Genomic DNA, 17,549 nt, shown 5'->3' with positions numbered 1-17,549 from the left:
CATAAAACCTGGTAGCTATACAAACACGCCAGACTGTTACGTTAATACGCGTTCCCCCCATCAACGAGGAATCTCGCATGCCCCCACATCCGCTACGCCAGATCATCGAATCATGTGACCACGCCATCACCACCAAAAACTATGACGCGCTGATGGATTACTACGCCGACGACGCGGCTCTGGTGGTCAAGCCCGGCATGACGGTTAAAGGCAAAGAGAACATTCGCAGCGCGTTTATTGCCATCTCTGATTATTTTCAGGACCAGCTGAGCGTCGAACAAGGGGAGATGCAGGTAATCGAAGGTGGTGGTAATGCCCTCGTTATCATGGAAACCGTTCTGCGTTTTCCTGATGGTCAGGGTGGAATAACGGAATTGTCGCGCCGCGCGACCTATGTTTTTCGGCAGGAAAGCGACGGTCGCTGGCTTTGTACCATCGACAACTCCTACGGTACGTCGCTTCTGGATTCGGTAAACGCATCACGTTAATCACAACTTCAAAGGGGCGCTACCGCCCCTCCACGCCAGCGCCCTTAGTGTGTAGTGATGCGCGGCTCCTTCACAAACTCAGCCAGTAGCCACACCATATCGTGCAGCAGGCCCGTCAGCTCTTTCGCTACATGAGCGGGCAGCGTTCCACCCATAACCGCCTGCGTCAGCGCCAGAACATAGTCCACCTGAGTCAGGGTGTCCTGCCAGCAGTCCGGCACGCAGGAGTTCAGTTTCTCACCCATGATCAATTGCGCGATCAGGTCTGGCGGCAGATCGACATCGCAGAGTTCTCTTAGCTTACGCAGGGCGTGCAGCAGACGCTCGCAGAGCGCAGTAAACATCTTCGCATCCTCGATTTCGACCAGCACGCTCACCAGCGCGGCGCAGTTGTCGGCGACGACAAACAGATCGGCATCAGCCGGAAGCGGCCGGGAGATAAGTTGCAGAATGACGTTTTCGTCAGATGGGACATAAGTCAGGGTTGGGATAGTAGCCATAGTAAGGCATCCTCAGTGTGTAAATTGGGTGAACCACCCGATGAGTTCCTACGCTCGAGGGGGTAGCGCTGACAGAGGTAGGAATACCGCCCACAGAGAAAACGGCCAGCCTTGCGGCTGCTCCGCCAGCGCCACCGCAATTTTAACGAGTTCGGCGCTGCCGCGACATATAAATATCGCTCTGTAGATGCGGGTTCCTACGCCCGATTGCGGATGTGCCGCAACGCAGGCACTTTACGACCCCGATCGGTTGAAGAAAAGACATAACCCTGAATTTCACGCGGTTAATTTGCGGTTTGCGAGGCGCCTTCCAGAATGACAACGCTGCCCTAAATTTTAAGCGTATCAATCACCGCGCCTGGGGCATGGCGGCGCAGTCTCGGCAGCACGAAAGCAGACAAAACAACGACCCGCATGGCTACTCATTAAAGAACAACGCTCCTGAAACAGCTTGAGTCGTCATAGGGTGGAAGCTTGCAAAATTGTGCGGATATTGGGTTATTGCCAGGCGCGGCAGCTAATAGGGTATTAAGGATATTATCAGCCGTTCAGCCATCCGGGTGTTTAAATGGTAAAAATAAAATAACATTTACATTGCGGTAATAAATATTCTATGTCTTAATAGCGCCATCGGTTTGGAAAACAGACCTTATGAAAGCAGTTTTAGTAAAGCAGTCCTCAGTTCAGGTGTTATCCTTAGATATCCCTTCTTCATGAGCCTTCTCCTAAGTGCCAAATAAGTAACTCTCTCAATACAGTCCATCATCGCCGCACTATGTGGCTCATAAATTAAGGAATTATCTATGTCTAATAAAATGACTGGTTTAGTAAAATGGTTCAACGCAGATAAAGGTTTTGGCTTTATCACTCCTGACGACGGCAGCAAAGATGTATTCGTGCATTTCTCTGCAATCCAGGGCGATAACTTCAAAACTCTGGATGAAGGTCAGAAAGTGTCCTTCACCATTGAAAATGGCGCTAAAGGCCCTGCGGCCGGTAACGTCACTGCACTGTAATAGGTGCTCATTATCAGTGGCGCTTACGATAGCGATGAAGGCGTTGGCCTGAGCAGTTATGTGCTACTGATAATAAAATGAACCCGCCCCGAGCGGTTTTTTTATTTATACTTCCTGACGTCTTAATCTCTTCAAATATTGTTAAAAAATAAGTAATCATCATTTTAAACGTGTTTTATTTTGTCCCCTTATAGCAGGAACTCCCTATGTCAGTACGTAAAAAAACACAAACTCATCGTAATTATTTAGTGAAATGCACATGTCCAGGCTGTGCAAAAGATTCAGAACACAGCTTTAGCCGCGTTCAGAAAGGCTCTCAACTTGTCTGTCCGTCTTGCAATACCCTCTTTAAATCTTCCAAATGAATGAAGGCGTGTTCCTGCCATTCTCTTTATCCCTGAAATAAAGCTATATTTTAAGCGTATCAATCACCGCTCTAAGCGCGGGCGACACGTTACGGTGGGGATAATAGAGGTACAACCCGTCCATGCGCAGGCTATAGCGCTGCAATACCCGGATCAGCGTTCCGCGCTCCAGATCGTCAGCCACCAGCTCCACCGGGACATAGGCCAGCCCAAGCCCCAGCCGGGCGGCTTCGGCTTCCATGTAGCTGTCAGACAGCGCCCATTGCCCCTCTGGCCGATGGGTGATTATTTTCCCGTCCTGCACCAGCTCCCACTGATAGTCACTACCGTCGGCAAGCTGGTAGGCAATGCACGGATGCGCCACTAAATCCGCAGGCGTCTGGGGAAAACCGTAGCGTCTGAAGTGTTCCGGGGCAGCCACTGCGGCCATTTCCATATCAGGCGTGATACGCACTGCAATCATTCCCTGCCCCACTTCCGGCCCCAGTCTGACACCCGCATCGAACCGCTCGGCGATAATGTCGACAAAGCGGCTTTCATTCATCAGTTCCAGCCTGATGTCCGGGTAACGCTGTTTAAAAATGGCGAGCTTTGGCAGCAGACATTTGTCGATAGCGTGCTGGCTGGCATTAATACGCACCGTGCCGGACGGCGTCTGACGATAGTGTGCCAGGGTCGCCAGGCCCGTATCGAGCGTATCGAACGCGGACTCGGCGGTCCGGTAAAGCTGTTCCCCCGCGTGGGTTAGCGACAGCTTGCGCGTGGTGCGGACCAGAAGCTGAACGCCCAATCGCTCCTCAAGCTCGCGAACCGAGCGGCTGATCCCGGATTGCGCCAGCCCGAGCCGTTGCGCAGCCGCCGTGAAGCTCCCCTCCCGCACCACCTGCATAAACAGGTACAGCTCATTGTAGTTTTCCCGCTTCGCCATCACGCCCCCAATTTATAACAATATGATATGAATCCTAGCAGCTTTTGGCCTCTAATCAGCACTATTTCTGCTAACTATAATGACCGCAACACAACACCACAGGGTCCATTTTCATGAAAACATTCACCCAAAAACTGTCCGTTGCGATGCTGCTATGCGCATCATTAAGTGGAGTGACAACAATGAGTTATGCAGAAACCACCAACCCAAACGCACCGATTTCGATGGTGGCCACATGGGATAAAACCTTCGCCGAAAGTGACAAAGTCGATCACCGTAAGGTGTCCTTCCAGAACCGGTACGGGATCACCCTGGTGGGCGATCTGTATCTTCCCAAAAACCGCGGTGACCGCAAGCTGGCGGCGATTGCGGTCAGCGGGCCGTTTGGCGCGGTCAAAGAGCAGTCCAGCGGCCTGTATGCGCAGACCCTGGCGGAGAATGGGTTTGTGACCCTGGCGTTCGATCCGTCCTATACGGGCGAAAGCGGTGGCCAGCCGCGCAACGTTGCGTCTCCGGATATCAACACCGAAGACTTTAGCGCGGCGGTGGATTTCCTGGGGTTGCAGAAAGAGGTTGATCGTAACCGCATCGGTATTCTCGGCATCTGCGGCTGGGGCGGTATGGCGCTGAATGCGGCCGCCATGGACACCCGCGTGAAAGCGGTCGCCACCAGCGTGATGTACGACATGAGCCGGGCGATGGGCCACGGCGTGGGCGACGGGAAAGATCGCTATTCAACGTCTGACCGCCGTGCCGTTCTGCAGTATCTCAACGCACAGCGCTGGAAAGATGCTGAGAACGGGACCTTCGCGCACGGCGGCCATGACATTTATATCGATGAGAACGGCAAGGTGACGGCGGCTGAACGTATTCTGCCAGAGACGCTGCCAGCAGACCCGCATCCGGTACTGAAGGAGTTCTATGATTACTACCGCATGCCGCGCGGCTTCCACGCGCGTTCCGTCAACTCCACCGGCGCGTGGACCGCGACCACGCCATTATCCTTTATGAATATGCCGCTGCTGAGCTACGCCGGGGAAATTACGATCCCGACGCTTATCGTCACCGGTGAAAAAGCGCACTCCCGCTACTTTGCAGAAGATGCGTTTAAAGCGGTCGGCAGCAAGCAGAAGGAACTGGTGATTGTTCCGGGCGCAAACCATGTCGATCTCTACGACAATGCTGCCGGGAAGATCCCGTTCGGCCAGTTTGAACAGTTCTTCAAAACCAGCCTGAAATAAACCTCTCCGCCGCCCGTGTTGAGCGGGCGGCCCTTCGTGAAAGATGACTATGTCTACTCTGAACCCTACCACCTCACAGAATGAGGAACGCGCGCACTGGGGCGGTATTTTTGCCATGACCCTGTGCGTATTCGTCCTGATTGCCTCGGAATTTATGCCCGTCAGCCTGCTCACGCCCCTTGCCAGAGATTTGGGCGTTACGGAGGGGCTCGCTGGCCAGGGGATCGCCATCTCCGGCGCGCTGGCGGTTCTGACCAGCCTCTTCCTTTCCCGGCTTGCCGGGAATATGAACCGCAAACACCTTCTGCTGGGCATGACGCTCCTGATGGCGCTCTCGGGGATGATTATCGCTTTCGCCTCAAACTATCTGGTTTACATGACCGGCCGCGCGCTGATCGGTATCGCTATAGGCGGGTTCTGGTCCATGTCTGCCGCAACGGCCATTCGCCTCGTTCCGCAGCATCAGGTCTCGCGCGCGCTGGCGATATTCAACGGGGGGAACGCGCTGGCGACGGTAGTCGCCGCCCCGCTCGGGAGCTATCTCGGCGCCACCATTGGCTGGCGCGGCGCCTTCCTGTGCCTGGTTCCCGTGGCGATAGTGGCGTTCCTCTGGCAATGCTTTAGCCTGCCCGATATGAACGGCAATAAAAATACGGCGTCACGCGCATCCGTCTTTGGGTTATTCCGCCAGCCGGTGGTTTCCATTGGTCTGCTGGCCTGCGGCCTGTTCTTTATGGGGCAGTTTGCGCTGTTTACCTATGTGCGTCCGTTTCTCGAAACCGTCACGCAGGTCAGCCCCTCCGGCTTATCGCTGATTTTACTCACCATCGGCGTCGCGGGTTTTGTTGGCACACTGCTCGTTGCTATTGTTCTGAACGCGGCGTTTTACCTGACGCTAATCGCCATACCCCTGCTGATGGCCGTCATAGCAGGCGTGTTAATACTGATCGGTCACAGCGTGTGGATCGTTGCCCTGCTGTTAGGCTTCTGGGGGATGCTGGCGACGGCGGCGCCAACGGGATGGTGGACATGGATTGCGCGAACGCTGCCGCAAGATGCCGAAGCCGGTGGCGGATTAATGGTCGCCGTGATCCAACTTTCTATTGCGCTGGGTTCAACGGCCGGTGGACTGGTATTCGACCATCTCGGCTGGCAGAGCACGTTTGCAATGAGCGGCATGGTGCTGCTGTGTGCGGTGGTGCTGACGCTTCTGCTTTCGCGTCTTCACAAACCACTCGCCGGATGATTTGTTGGCGCTTTTCTTCACCGCTGGTGTATTGTTTTTAAACGATTCATCACTCTAAAGAGAAGCGGCGACATGATTAACATCCTCGGCAAAACCACCTCCATCAACGTGCGTAAAGTGCTCTGGACCTGCGAAGAAGCAGGCCTCGCGTATCAACAGGAAGATTACGGCAGCGGTTTTGCCTCAACGGGTACGGATGCCTTCCGCGCCCTGAACCCCAACGCCATGGTGCCGGTGCTGATGGATGACGATTTCGTGCTGTGGGAGTCCAACGCCATCTGCCGCTATCTGGCGCGCAAGGCCGGACGTCACGATCTGCTGCCCGCAGAACCGCAGGCCTGCGCCAACGTCGAGCGCTGGATGGACTGGCAGGCAACCGAATTCAATAACGCCTGGCGCTATGTTTTCCCGGCGCTGGGGCGTAAAAACCCGGAATTTAACGACCCTGAGCGCATTGCGGCGGGAATAAAAGAGTGGAACCACTGCATCACCATTCTGGAAAACCAGCTGCAGCGCACCGGGGCCTTTGCGGCAGGCGAGACGTTTACCCTTGCGGACGTGGTGCTTGGGCTGTCGGTGAATCGCTGGAAAATGACGCCGTTTGATAAGCCCGACGTGCCTGCAATTGAGGCCTGGTTTGAACGTCTTAACCAGCGCCCGGCGTTTTTGCGTCACGGCAATAACGGCATGATATAAAGTCTTCACGCCCCTATCTTGAGCAAGGATATTTTATTTAATTACTTAACCCTGAAAGTCGTCAGAGGGAATAATAATTAAGTCATATCCTGGACAGCCCGTTGCACCGCTTTGCTAGCCTGACTATTCAGGCAAAGCTCAACCCGGAGGTATTCTTGCTGATTAGACTCAAGAAAGAACGAACGCATAAGGAGGATCGCCGGCTTGCTCTCTGGCTGGCGACCTCGGCAGGTTTGCTGAATGCCATCGCCCTCGGGGCATTTGGCTTTTTCCCCTCACACATGACCGGCAACACCTCACAGTTATCCAGCGAAGTCTCTTCCACCGACCTGAGCGATATTATTTTCTTCGGCTCGATTATTCTCTCCTTTGTGGCAGGCGCTATTGTTGCCCGCATGATTGTAATATGGGGCATTATCCATAACGTCAGGCTGGTTTTTTGCCAGATCCTGTTTGTCGAGGGGATATTGCTGACCGGCGTCTCCTTCTACGAGATGTATTTTCATGCCCTCACCAGCAACCGCGAGATTATTCTTTTTCTGTGCGGCCTGATGGGCATTCATAATTCCACCTCCACTCAGCTTTCCGGCGGACGGGTGAGATCGACGCACATTACCGGCACGCTGACGGACGCGGGGATATCCCTGGCCTCCGTACTGGTGGCGATGCTACGCAGGGATTACTCCAAAGATACGGCGGCACAAAAAAGTCAGCTGAAAACCCACTTAACCACCCTTTTCTCGTTTATTACGGGCGGTATCGCGGGGCTGCTGCTGTTCAGGTGGATCGGGTTTAACGCCATGCTGGCGCTCGGACTGATGCTTGCCGTGGTCGCTATCGTTTCAATTATCACCGTCTCGACGCGGGTTCGACGGGGTCGCGCTACCGTCTGAGCGTTGCAGCTGCCCCAGCAGGCGCTGCATGTTGTCGTCGCAGGAGATCCCATCCGGACGGTTGGTGATACTCGCGACCAGCGTCAGCAATTCCCTGCGGTTTTCCTCGAGCTGCTTCTGCATCGCTTCTATTTCGGCAATACGCGTCTTCAGGGACTGGATCAGTCCCTCATGATCCCAGTGCTGTTGCGGCTGCGGCAGGAAGCGGCGTATTTGCTCGAGTGAGAACCCGGTACGCTGCGCGTTGTCGATGATGTTCAGCAGCGCTGCCGCCTCTTTAGAATACGATCGGTAGCCGTTCCCCTGCCTGACGGGTCGCGGCAGTAAACCTTCCGCCTCATAGAACCGAATGCGCGACGGGGAAATACCCGTCATTTTCGACAGCTCGCCAATTCTCATTTGATCTGCTCTTACGTCTTGACCTTAAAGTTAACTTTAAGCTTAAACTTTTTATACGGTCAACCGGATCGCCATCTCATCAGGGAGCTCATATGCAAACTATTCTGGGTGCCAGCGGGCAAATCGCCCGTGAACTGACCCGCGAATTAAAACGCGCCTATACCGACGATATCAGGCTGGTCAGCCGCCATCCGCAGAAAGTCCACGCCAGCGATATCACGGCTGCGGCCAATCTTCTGGATGCGCAGCAGACGCAGGAGGCGGTTAACGGCAGCGATACGGTCTATTTTACCGCCGGTCTGCCGCCGGATTCCGCGCTGTGGGAGCGTCAGTTCCCAACCATGCTGGAAAATGCGCTGGAGGCCACGCGAAAGGCGGGCGCAAAATTCGTCTATTTTGACAATACCTACATGTATCCACAGAGCGACGAGCCGCAAACGGAAGAGACGCGCTTTGCGCCCCGGGGACGGAAAGGCAACGTGCGTGCGCTGATGGCCAACCGGGTGCTTGCCGAAATGCAGCGGGGCGACATTCCCGTCCTCATCGGCCGGGCCCCGGAGTTTTACGGGCCTGAGAGAACGCAGAGCTTCACGAATACGCTCATTATCGACAGGCTGAAGCAGCACAAACGCCCGCGCGTTCCGGTACGTGACGATACGCTTCGCACCCTCATCTGGACGCCGGATGCCAGTCGCGCGCTTGCCCTGCTGGGCAATACGCCTGAGGCCTACGGGCAGACGTGGCATTTGCCCTGCTGCGATGAAAGGCTGACGTATCAACAGTTTGTCACTCTCGCCTGCGATATCTTCGGCCAGAAGGCGGACTACGCCGTGCTGGGCAAGATGGCATTCGCCGCGACGGCGCTGTTTTCGCAGGGCGCGCGCGAAATGCGTGAGCTGTTGCCCAGATACGACGTTGATAACCTGTTTGATTCGACGAAGTTTAAGCGGCATTTTCCCGACTTCCCCGTCACCTCATACCGGCAGGGTCTTGAAAACATCTGGCAGGAATGTGAATCAAAAACCCACAAAACAGCGTAGCTGTGCTGCCGCACCGTCACATGTGCGGCCCCGATTAGTGACAACGTCACTTTCACTTCTCGTCTTTAGGACTATTCTGCCTGCCCCTCAATCAGCCCTTACGCCATAAGGCTTAACACCAGGTTGTCACTGTTTTCATAGGGTTACTGATTTTACCCCTTCGCTGGAACCCTTCCCAAACGCTTGCTATAGGTGAAATACCCCTGCCGAAACATGGCATAACAACAGGCAACCGGTGGTTGCTATAACGCATGCGCACAGGGAGACACACCGCAATGCACCCATTACTCAAACGTTCGCTGCTGTTTGTCGGCGCCATTATCGTGGTCCTCGCCCTTCTCGTCTGGGGCATTGGGCTGGAGACGATAAAGGCGCGCCAGGTTGACCTGGTCTATCTCGGGCAACAGCACATGATTCTGGTTTTCTCATCCATGTTTTTTGCCCTGCTGGTGGGTATTCCAGCCGGTATTCTGCTGAGCCGTCCGGCCGCGCGGGGTATCGCCGAATATGTGATGCAAATCTTCAACGTCGGCAACACGCTGCCGCCGCTGGCCGTTCTGGCGCTGGCGATGGTGGTGATTGGCATTGGCGATACGCCCGCCATCATCGCCCTGTTCCTCGCCTCGCTGCTGCCGATCGTGCGTAACACCTACGCCGGGCTGTGCTCGGTCCCGCCGTCGCTGCTGGAAGCAGCAAACGGCATCGGGATGACCAAATGGCAGCGCCTGCGTCAGGTTGAGCTGCCAGCCGCCTGGCCGGTCATGCTCTCGGGGATCCGCATCGCCACCGCCATTAACGTCGGTACCGCACCGCTGGCGTTCCTGATTGGCGCCAGCAGCTACGGCGAGCTGATTTTCCCCGGTATTTACCTGAACGATTTCCCGACCCTGATCCTCGGCGCGGCGGCCACCGCCCTGTTCGCCCTGATCCTCGATACTCTGCTGGCGGCGCTGGGTCGCGCGATGAGTCCCCATCTCGCTCGATAACAATAACAAGGAGCTTTTATGAGACTGTTTTCCGGCCTGACGGCGCTATTTGCCACGGCGCTGTTCACCAGCCAGGCGATGGCGGCCCCGCTGATTCTGGCGACCAAAAGCTTTACCGAGCAGCACATTCTCTCGGCGATGACCGTGCAGTACCTGCAAAAGAGAGGTTTTCAGGTCCAGCCGCAAACCAACATTGCCACGGTGATCTCCCGCAACGCGATGATCAACAAGCAGATTGATATGACCTGGGAGTACACCGGCACGTCGCTGATCATCTTTAACCACATCAACAAGCGCATGTCGCCGCAGGAGTCTTACGAGACGGTGAAACGCCTGGACGCGAAGCACGGTCTGGTCTGGCTCAAACCCGCCGACATGAACAACACCTACGCTTTCGCCATGCAGCGCAAGCGCGCCGAGGCGGAGCATATCAAAACCATGTCGGAGATGGTGGCGAAGATTGAGCAGGTCCGTAAAACCAACCCGGACAAAAACTGGCTGCTGGGCTTGGACCTGGAGTTTGCCGGGCGCAGCGACGGCATGAAGCCGCTTCAGGCGGCCTATAAGATGGATCTGGACCGCCCGCAAATCCGTCAGATGGACCCCGGTCTGGTCTATAACGCGGTGCGCGACGGCTTCGTTGACGCCGGTCTGATTTACACCACCGACGGGCGAGTGAAAGGCTTCGACCTCAAGGTGCTGGAAGATGATAAAGGCTTCTTCCCGAGCTACGCGGTAACGCCGGTGGTGCGTAAAGACACGCTGGAGGCCAACCCCGGTCTGGAAGAGGCGCTCAACACCCTCTCGGCCCAGCTCAACAACGACGTTATCACCGAGCTGAACAAGAAGGTGGATATCGACCATCAGTCACCGCAGCAGGTCGCCCGCGATTTCCTGCGTAGCAAACAGCTGCTGTAGGAGGCGCTATGGAGACGATTCACTACATTCTGGACAACTGGGATTACCTCTTAACCCTGACGCTGCAGCACCTGTGGCTGGTGGCGCTGGCCGTAGGCTTAGCCATCATCATCGGCGTACCGCTGGGCATTCTGATTGTCCGCCATAAGTGGCTGGCAACGCCGGTGCTGGGGATAGCCACCATCGTGCTGACCATTCCGTCCATCGCCCTGTTTGGCCTGATGATCCCGCTGTTTTCGCTGATCGGTCAGGGCATCGGTGCCCTGCCCGCGATCACGGCGGTGTTTCTCTACTCGCTGCTGCCGATTGTGCGTAATACCCATACCGCGCTCGACAGCCTGCCGCCGGGCCTGCGCGAAGCCGGGCGCGGCATCGGCATGACCTTCTGGCAGCGCCTGCGCTGGGTTGAAATCCCGATGGCGCTGCCGGTGATTTTCGGCGGGATCCGCACCGCCGTGGTGATGAACATCGGCGTGATGGCGATTGCCGCCGTGATCGGCGCGGGCGGTCTGGGCCTGCTGCTGCTCAACGGCATCGGCGGAAGCGATATTCGCATGTTGATTGCGGGCGCGCTGATGATTTGTCTTTTAGCAATTGTGCTTGACTGGCTGCTGCACCGTCTGCAGGTGGTTCTGACTCCAAAGGGGATTCGATAATGATAAAACTGGAAAACCTCACCAAACAATTTTCACAGAAGCACGGCCAGACCTTTAAGGCCGTCGATAACGTCAACCTGAACGTGCCCGAAGGGGAAATGTGCGTCCTGCTCGGCCCTTCCGGCTGCGGGAAGACCACCACCCTGAAGATGATTAACCGCCTCATTACCCCAAGCAGCGGGACGATCCTGATCAACGGTGAAGACACCAGCGGGATGGACACCGTCACCCTGCGTCGCAACATCGGCTACGTGATCCAGCAGATTGGCCTGTTCCCGAACATGACCATCGAAGAGAACATTACCGTCGTGCCGCGCATGCTGGGCTGGGATAAAGCGCGCTGCAAAACCCGCGCCGAAGAGCTGATGGATATGGTGGCGATGGATCCGCACAAGTTCCTCAACCGCTACCCGCGCGAGATGTCCGGCGGCCAGCAGCAGCGTATCGGCGTGATCCGCGCCCTGGCGGCAGATCCTCCGGTACTGCTGATGGATGAACCCTTCGGCGCGGTGGACCCGATCAACCGCGAGGTGATCCAGAACCAGTTCCTGGAGATGCAGCGCAAGCTGAAAAAAACCGTCATGCTGGTGAGCCACGATATCGATGAAGCCCTGAAGCTCGGCGACCGTATTGCGGTGTTCCGTCAGGGGAAAATCGTGCAGTGCGCCAGCCCGGATGAACTGCTGGCGAAACCGGCGAATGAGTTTGTCGGATCGTTCGTCGGCCAGGACCGGACGCTGAAGCGCCTGCTGCTGGTATCGGCGGGCGACGTCACCGACCAGCAGCCGACCATTACGGTGCGGGGCTCTACTCCGCTTCCCGACGCCTTTGCGACCATGGATGATAACGACATTCGTGCCGTGACGGTGGTCGACGAGCACGGCAAACCGCTGGGCTTTGTGAAGCGTCGCGAAGCGCGCAACGCCAGCGGTACCTGCGCCGACATCCTGCATCCGTTCCGCATGACCGGCAAGGCGGAAGACAACCTGCGCGTGGTGCTTTCACGTTTGTATGAGAGCAATACCAGCTGGATGCCGATCGTGGATGAGGACGGCCGCTACAACGGTGAGATTTCGCAGGACTATATCGCCGAGTACCTGAGTTCAGGGCGTACGCGCCGGGCGCTCAATATTCATAGTGAGAGCTGAGGATCATATTTTAATACAGACCAGAAAAGCCCCTTGCGGGCTGATGGTTCCCCATAAATAAAGACAGGAATCGATGGTTCCAGGTGAACAGCGAGAAATCACGCAGGTGCTGTCGTGTCTGACATTGAGTGAACATATCATCCGGCAATCGCAGGGGCTCCTGTCGGGGATGAACCCCGACAGGGTCTACGCCGATATGGCGATGGCCTATCAAAACATCTTCTGGTGTATTGATGATGTTTCTGGGGATCCCTCAGCCTTTCCGGGGCTTGATGCTCAAGATTCTTTAAAGCCTGGTTTAACATTGGCTTTACGCCACTCTTTGACCTCTTTGACAATTCCTTGAGGGCTATCCTCTTTCCCATCCTCTGGATAGAAGATCAAATCTGAGCTTGATGAATGCTCGGTAAGACGTCTGAATTCCCTTACCCTGCGATTGTCGTCTTCTTCTGTTGGACCTTCTGCGTTATAAATATTGCGAACTAACTCTAAAAATTCTTGTTCCGTATAATCACAAAGGCTTTTCTTCTCACTCATTTTTTTCCCACCTCCGGAAATTCGCTGCAAGAAATGCCCACAAAAAAAACCTTTCTGGGCTTATGTTGAGTTCACCAGCGAATTTCAGAAGTGAGAATAAAAGCGACTTCTTTCACCATCTCGTCAAGATCGTAATTAATCTGCATTGTGATAGGCGTATGAAAATCTTCAACGGTGTACTTTTCAACCCAACCGAATAAACGATTCATTATGGTTCTGGGGCCAACCGTGCCTTCAGGCTCACCAAACGCCTGATGAATCCAGATGCGAGACATATTTTGCTGCAACGGTGTAGGGAGTTCATTCGGGAAGACCCATCCCTTTACCTCATCACGCTGAATAGACAACGTAATTTCTTTCAGTATCCTCCCTTCTCGATTAAAGGCTAAAGAAACACCTTCGTTCGCCATTTGTAAAAGTAACACGGGGTCACCTGCTGCCCCTTTAGGGTCGCTTTTGTAAGTGATTATTTCATTATCAACTAACTCTTTATAGCTCCTGCCCAGATTACGGATCAGTGCTTCTACATTTACTGTCATTCGTATAACCCCATATTACGATTCAATTCGTGAATTTTAGCCCTTGCATCTTCAATCTGATTTTCCGTTGCACCATGCTTTTTTAATGCTGGCTTTATGGCATCCAGATTGCGATCCACTGCTGCCCGTAAGTTCTGCGAGTCTAAGTCAATTTGTGCAGGGGTATTACGCCCGCCATAAGTCTCACTGATTTTCTGATGCACATCTTTAGGAACGACGATAGCCGCTACCTGTAATGAAAGTTCCTGAATTTCCGTTTCTTTTAAATGCGGGTATTTCCTGCGTAGATTAGTTTTAACAGCCGCAGCAGACGGCATGTGATCAGCCTCATATACCCCCTGCCGCGAACGGCGTTTAAAGTCACTGTATAGCTCGACCTCCAAAAACTCCACCGGCGGTTTGCTCAGGTAAATATAAATCGGCGGCAGGTCTGGCAACGGCAGGATCAAAATGTAATCCGCAAAACTCTTCTCCTCCGGTGCCGGGCTGGTGGTCGCCGTTATGCCGGTGTTATCCGGCAGCGGGTCAACAATCACGGGGTTCGGCAGCACCGGCCGCGCCTTGTTGCCGGTATTCCACGGCGTTTTCTCGTCTGTACGGTCAGGCGTCCACACGATGGTGATGCGCGGTTCTTCCTCCGTGGTGAAGGTGTATGCCTGCGCCCTGCTGTCGTACTCCATTTTTCTGACGCGAACATTATCCCGGCCAGGCGGCGTGTGCCAGCCATGCGGCACCGGGTTCCCCCTGCTGTCGTTCTCCCACGTATAGCGAACACGGCTCGGGGCTTCACGCATCTGCGCCAGGCGCATACGGTCAATAAAATCCTGTTCGCCGTCGTTCAGCCTGCCGGGCATCATACCTACCAGCAGTCCGGCCACGGGAGCACCTGCTCCGGCGGCAGCAATCTCACCCAGCCCGGCGGCACTTCGTACCGCCCAGGTGCCGTATGTCAGCGCCCTGCCGCTTATCAGCTCCAGCAGGCTTGCGCCTGCCGTGGCCGTCTGTGCGCGTGAAGCGACCGCCGCGGCAGCAACGGCGGCCTGATAATCCATCTCCTCATGGTTGCCGTTCCACCAGCGATAAAGGGCGCTGCGCTTCTTCGGTTTGGGGATATCATCTGGCTTTTTCTTTCTGGCGGTCTGAGCATGCTGCGGGGCGACTGAATCGGTTGTCGGATCGCCGGCGGGCATGGCCTGAAAAAATGCCATATCAGCAAAATTGGTGTGGGGTTCGCGCTGGTCACCGGCATCATTGCAGCCCTCACCGCGCAGGCAGGATTTTGCGAATACCCGGTTGCGCTCCCTTTCCTCCTCTCTGCGTTTTTCTTCGGCTTCCTTTTCTGCTGCCAGCTTTGCGGCGTGTTCCTCTCTGGCAATATCTAAGGGATCTCGCCCACGCCCCAGCCACTGGCCTGCAGGTGCAATCACCCAGTTCGAACCAGGAGGGCAATCACAATGTACTATTGAACCGTGAACGGCGGCGGGTACCCCGTGAAATGTCACTCGTTCTTCACCAGATACAATGACGCCCTGTATCCCGCATTTGGGACATGGAGTGGTTTTATCGCCTACCCGAAGTATCCTGCGGCCAAATTCAGAGCTGTCAGTGATGGAGGCTATGCACCTGGCTCCGGAGGTTGTTTTATCATTCTCAAGCGCCTGCCCCCGGCCATAATTATCGGTACGGTAACCCATTCGTTACGCTCCGGTAATTAGTAAATTGATTACTCATAAAGAATTCCCTTTATCTTCCCGTTAATAAAAAAAGAAATTCTACTATGAATACGAGTTAACCAGATTTATTCAGCACTTTTGGTTAATATTTAACAGCTAAATAAACCTTCAATAAAAATAAATAAGATAAATATTTAGAACACCCTATAAAAGCTCATTTGCATACTGGTTGAGTTCCTATCACAATAGAACATCGACCCCGTTGACTCGCGACTCATGCAACGTCTTCATACGTACCCCGACATCCGCGCGATGTTTCGCCGACTGCTGATTGCCACCGTCACCGGCGTGCTGGCCGCGCTGGCCGTGGCGGTATTCCGCCACAGCATGTACCTGCTGGAGTGGCTACTTCTCAGCAACGACAGCGGCAGCCTGGTGAATGCCGCCGCGTCGCTCTCGCCCTGGCGGCGCGCGCTGACGCCAGCGCTGGGTGGGCTGGCCGCCGGGCTGCTGCTCTGGGGATGGCAGCGTCTGACGGCGCAGCGTCCTCATGCCCCCACCGATTATATGGAAGCGCTGGAGACCGGTGACGGCCAGTTTGACTACGGCGCAAGCCTTGTGAAATCCCTTGCGTCGCTGCTGGTCGTTGCCAGCGGTAGCGCCATCGGGCGTGAAGGGGCGATGATCCTGCTTGCCGCCCTCGCTGCCTCCCTTTTCGCCCGGCGCTTTACGCCCAAATCCGAATGGAAATTATGGATAGCCTGCGGTGCCGCCGCCGGGATGGCCAGCGCCTACCATGCTCCGTTAGCAGGAAGCCTGTTCATCGCTGAGATTCTGTTTGGTACGCTGATGCTGGCCTCGCTCGGCCCCGTGGTTATCTCGGCGGTGGTGGCGCTGCTCACCACGCAGCTTCTGGCACCGGGCGCCGGTACGCTCTACGCGGTCCATCTGAGCGGCATGCTCACCGCGGCCGATTATGCCCTGCTGGTCGCGATGGGGCTGGTGGCCGGTCTCTGCGGACCGCTGCTGATGTGGCTGATGGCGTTCAGCCACGGTCTTTTCCTGCGCCTCAAGCTTTCGCCGCCGTGGCAATTAGCGCTGGGCGGCGCGATCGTCGGGCTGCTGTCTCTCCTGACGCCGAAGGTATGGGGGAATGGCTACAGCGTGGTTCAGTCTTTTCTGCTCGCGCCGCCGCTGCTGTCGGTAATTGCCGGGGTGTTTATCTGCAAACTGCTGGCGGTACTGGCGAGCAGCGGCTCGGGCGCGCCGGGCGGGGTATTTACGCCCACGCTGTTTGTCGGTATGGCAACGGGAATGCTGTTTGCGCAGCTGTTCGCGCTATGGCTGCCAGGCTCTGAAACGGCGATTCTGCTGGGGCTGGCAGGGATGGCAACGCTACTTGCCGCGACCACGCATGCGCCCATTATGTCGGCGCTGATGGTCTGTGAAATGACCGGGCAGTATTTTTTACTGCCCGGCCTGCTGGTCGCCTGCGTGGTGGCGTCCGTATTGTCGCGGACGTTACGCCACGACTCGATCTACGGTCAGCACGCCACCGAGGGCAGAGAGATCGATGTACTGCGCTAGCTCGCGCTGCTCGGCGCGTGGCAGATAAGGCAGCTCGCCCACCAGCGGCCCGGGCAGCTTGGTGCTCAGCACGTCGATGATCTCCGCATAGTGCGCCAGGCCCGGGTTGATGCGGTTTGCCACCCAGCCAACCAGCGGCAGGCCGTCATTGGCGATCGCCTGCGCCGTCAGCAGCGCGTGGTTGATGCACCCTTCCTGGATACCCACTACCATCACCACCGGAAGCTGCTCCTGCACGACCCATTCAGACAGCGGGCGCAGGTCATTCATCAGGCTGCGCCAGCCGCCCGTCCCTTCAACCACCACGTGGTCAACCTTCTCGCTCAGGTTCGCCAGGCCGTCGGACAGCAGGGGATAATTAATCAGGCCGCTGTGCGCTACGCTGCTCTCCTCTTCGCTTAACGAAATGGGATTGACCGCGTGATAAGGCAGTTCCAGTGACGAGACGCTTTGCAGCACCAGGGCGTCTTTATTACGCAATCCCTCTGGCGTCTCTTTACTGCCTTTTGCGACCGGTTTGTACCCTGCCACGCGTTTACCGCTTGCTGCCAGCGCCTGCAGCAATGCGCGGGATACGACGGTCTTGCCGACAGAGGTATCTGTACCAGTAACAAAGAAACGCTTAAGCATGACTCACTCCACCTCTTGGGTATGCTTCGAAAATATAAACCAGGTAAATAATTCAGTGGAGGA

20 protein-coding genes and 1 pseudogene are annotated in these 17,549 nt (G+C 55.8%); 14 read left to right on the top strand and 7 right to left on the bottom strand.

Features of this window, described 5'->3' with window-relative positions; all coding sequences use genetic code 11:
• The first annotated feature begins 77 nt into the window (after positions 1-77).
• Positions 78-488, top strand: a complete 411-nt coding sequence (locus AC2TE5_RS10305) for a YybH family protein (protein WP_484613167.1) — start codon at positions 78-80, stop codon at positions 486-488.
• A gap of 44 nt (positions 489-532) precedes the next feature.
• Here AC2TE5_RS10305 and AC2TE5_RS10300 read toward each other — a convergent pair whose 3' ends face one another.
• Positions 533-988 (bottom strand): hypothetical protein, encoded by a 456-nt coding sequence (locus AC2TE5_RS10300; RefSeq protein WP_484613166.1) that lies wholly within the window; start codon positions 986-988, stop codon positions 533-535.
• An 803-nt stretch (positions 989-1,791) separates the two neighbouring features.
• Here AC2TE5_RS10300 and cspE point away from each other — a divergent pair.
• Positions 1,792-2,004 carry a transcription antiterminator/RNA stability regulator CspE gene (gene cspE / locus AC2TE5_RS10295; RefSeq protein WP_010430585.1) on the top strand — a complete coding sequence of 71 codons (213 nt, stop codon included), beginning with the start codon at positions 1,792-1,794 and terminating at the stop codon, positions 2,002-2,004.
• Between the two features lie 206 nt (positions 2,005-2,210).
• A complete protein-coding gene (locus AC2TE5_RS10290) occupies positions 2,211-2,369 on the top strand; it encodes a YnfU family zinc-binding protein (RefSeq protein WP_213329513.1) in 159 nt (52 codons plus the stop codon).
• 43 nt (positions 2,370-2,412) lie between these two features.
• Here the strand turns inward: AC2TE5_RS10290 and AC2TE5_RS10285 are convergent, their stop codons facing one another.
• Positions 2,413-3,297 carry a LysR family transcriptional regulator gene (locus tag AC2TE5_RS10285; protein ID WP_484613165.1) on the bottom strand — a complete coding sequence of 295 codons (885 nt, stop codon included), beginning with the start codon at positions 3,295-3,297 and terminating at the stop codon, positions 2,413-2,415.
• A gap of 113 nt (positions 3,298-3,410) precedes the next feature.
• Here AC2TE5_RS10285 and AC2TE5_RS10280 point away from each other — a divergent pair, with 113 nt between their 5' ends.
• The 4 genes from AC2TE5_RS10280 (at position 3,411) to AC2TE5_RS10265 (ending at position 7,373) form a co-directional block, all read left to right on the top strand.
• A complete protein-coding gene (locus tag AC2TE5_RS10280; RefSeq protein ID WP_484613164.1) occupies positions 3,411-4,538 on the top strand; it encodes an alpha/beta hydrolase in 1,128 nt (375 codons plus the stop codon).
• Between the two features lie 49 nt (positions 4,539-4,587).
• Positions 4,588-5,784: an MFS transporter gene (locus tag AC2TE5_RS10275; RefSeq protein ID WP_484613163.1), complete on the top strand. Its 1,197-nt coding sequence runs from the start codon at positions 4,588-4,590 to the stop codon at positions 5,782-5,784.
• A gap of 72 nt (positions 5,785-5,856) precedes the next feature.
• On the top strand, positions 5,857-6,480 hold the full coding sequence (locus AC2TE5_RS10270; protein WP_484613162.1) for a glutathione S-transferase family protein: 624 nt from the start codon (positions 5,857-5,859) through the stop codon (positions 6,478-6,480).
• A gap of 155 nt (positions 6,481-6,635) precedes the next feature.
• Entirely contained in the window at positions 6,636-7,373 is a 738-nt protein-coding gene (locus AC2TE5_RS10265) for a YoaK family protein (protein WP_484613161.1), read from the top strand.
• Here AC2TE5_RS10265 and AC2TE5_RS10260 read toward each other — a convergent pair.
• Positions 7,323-7,772, bottom strand: a complete 450-nt coding sequence (locus AC2TE5_RS10260) for a MerR family transcriptional regulator (protein ID WP_484613160.1) — start codon at positions 7,770-7,772, stop codon at positions 7,323-7,325. The two genes, AC2TE5_RS10265 and AC2TE5_RS10260, sit on opposite strands and share 51 nt — an antisense overlap.
• Before the next feature lie 92 nt (positions 7,773-7,864).
• Between AC2TE5_RS10260 and AC2TE5_RS10255 the strand changes: the two genes are divergently transcribed.
• From AC2TE5_RS10255 to AC2TE5_RS10230, 6 genes and pseudogenes are all read left to right on the top strand, one after another.
• A complete protein-coding gene (locus AC2TE5_RS10255; RefSeq protein ID WP_484613159.1) occupies positions 7,865-8,812 on the top strand; it encodes an NAD-dependent epimerase/dehydratase family protein in 948 nt (315 codons plus the stop codon).
• Between the two features lie 275 nt (positions 8,813-9,087).
• The gene (gene osmY, locus AC2TE5_RS10250) at positions 9,088-9,798 is read left to right on the top strand and encodes an osmoprotectant ABC transporter permease OsmY (protein WP_166770083.1); all 711 of its coding nucleotides are present in this window, start codon (positions 9,088-9,090) and stop codon (positions 9,796-9,798) included.
• 18 nt (positions 9,799-9,816) lie between these two features.
• Positions 9,817-10,716, top strand: a complete 900-nt coding sequence (gene osmX / locus AC2TE5_RS10245) for an osmoprotectant ABC transporter substrate-binding protein OsmX (protein WP_484613158.1) — start codon at positions 9,817-9,819, stop codon at positions 10,714-10,716.
• A gap of 8 nt (positions 10,717-10,724) precedes the next feature.
• Positions 10,725-11,372, top strand: a complete 648-nt coding sequence (osmW, locus tag AC2TE5_RS10240; protein WP_006808875.1) for an osmoprotectant ABC transporter permease OsmW — start codon at positions 10,725-10,727, stop codon at positions 11,370-11,372.
• Complete coding sequence (gene osmV, locus AC2TE5_RS10235) at positions 11,372-12,520, top strand: osmoprotectant ABC transporter ATP-binding protein OsmV (RefSeq protein WP_221549872.1); 1,149 nt, start codon at positions 11,372-11,374, stop codon at positions 12,518-12,520. The genes osmW and osmV overlap by 1 nt, the downstream gene beginning before the upstream one ends.
• 56 nt (positions 12,521-12,576) lie before the next feature.
• Positions 12,577-12,740: pseudogene (locus AC2TE5_RS10230) on the top strand (IS4 family transposase); the annotation flags it as partial.
• A 56-nt stretch (positions 12,741-12,796) separates the two neighbouring features.
• Here the strand turns inward: AC2TE5_RS10230 and AC2TE5_RS10225 are convergent.
• The 3 genes from AC2TE5_RS10225 to AC2TE5_RS10215 form a co-directional block, all read right to left on the bottom strand.
• Positions 12,797-13,057 (bottom strand): bacteriocin immunity protein, encoded by a 261-nt coding sequence (locus AC2TE5_RS10225; protein ID WP_484613157.1) that lies wholly within the window; start codon positions 13,055-13,057, stop codon positions 12,797-12,799.
• A 71-nt stretch (positions 13,058-13,128) separates the two neighbouring features.
• Positions 13,129-13,596: a DUF6392 family protein gene (locus tag AC2TE5_RS10220; RefSeq protein WP_484613156.1), complete on the bottom strand. Its 468-nt coding sequence runs from the start codon at positions 13,594-13,596 to the stop codon at positions 13,129-13,131.
• Positions 13,593-15,290: an S-type pyocin domain-containing protein gene (locus tag AC2TE5_RS10215; RefSeq protein ID WP_484613155.1), complete on the bottom strand. Its 1,698-nt coding sequence runs from the start codon at positions 15,288-15,290 to the stop codon at positions 13,593-13,595. The genes AC2TE5_RS10220 and AC2TE5_RS10215 overlap by 4 nt, the downstream gene beginning before the upstream one ends.
• A gap of 255 nt (positions 15,291-15,545) precedes the next feature.
• On the opposite strand from AC2TE5_RS10215, the gene clcB reads away from it, so the two are divergent.
• Positions 15,546-16,856, top strand: coding sequence for a voltage-gated ClC-type chloride channel ClcB (gene clcB, locus AC2TE5_RS10210; protein ID WP_484613154.1), 1,311 nt, complete (start codon positions 15,546-15,548; stop codon positions 16,854-16,856).
• On the opposite strand, the gene bioD is transcribed toward clcB, so the two are convergent.
• On the bottom strand, positions 16,791-17,486 hold the full coding sequence (gene bioD / locus AC2TE5_RS10205; protein ID WP_484613153.1) for a dethiobiotin synthase: 696 nt from the start codon (positions 17,484-17,486) through the stop codon (positions 16,791-16,793). The two genes, clcB and bioD, sit on opposite strands and share 66 nt — an antisense overlap.
• Positions 17,487-17,549: the final 63 nt, after the last annotated feature.

It is taken from the genome of Enterobacter sp. N5-15, assembly GCF_057221635.1.
The sequence above is the reverse complement of the archived record's forward strand: the minus strand, read 5'-3'. Positions and strand labels throughout refer to the sequence as shown.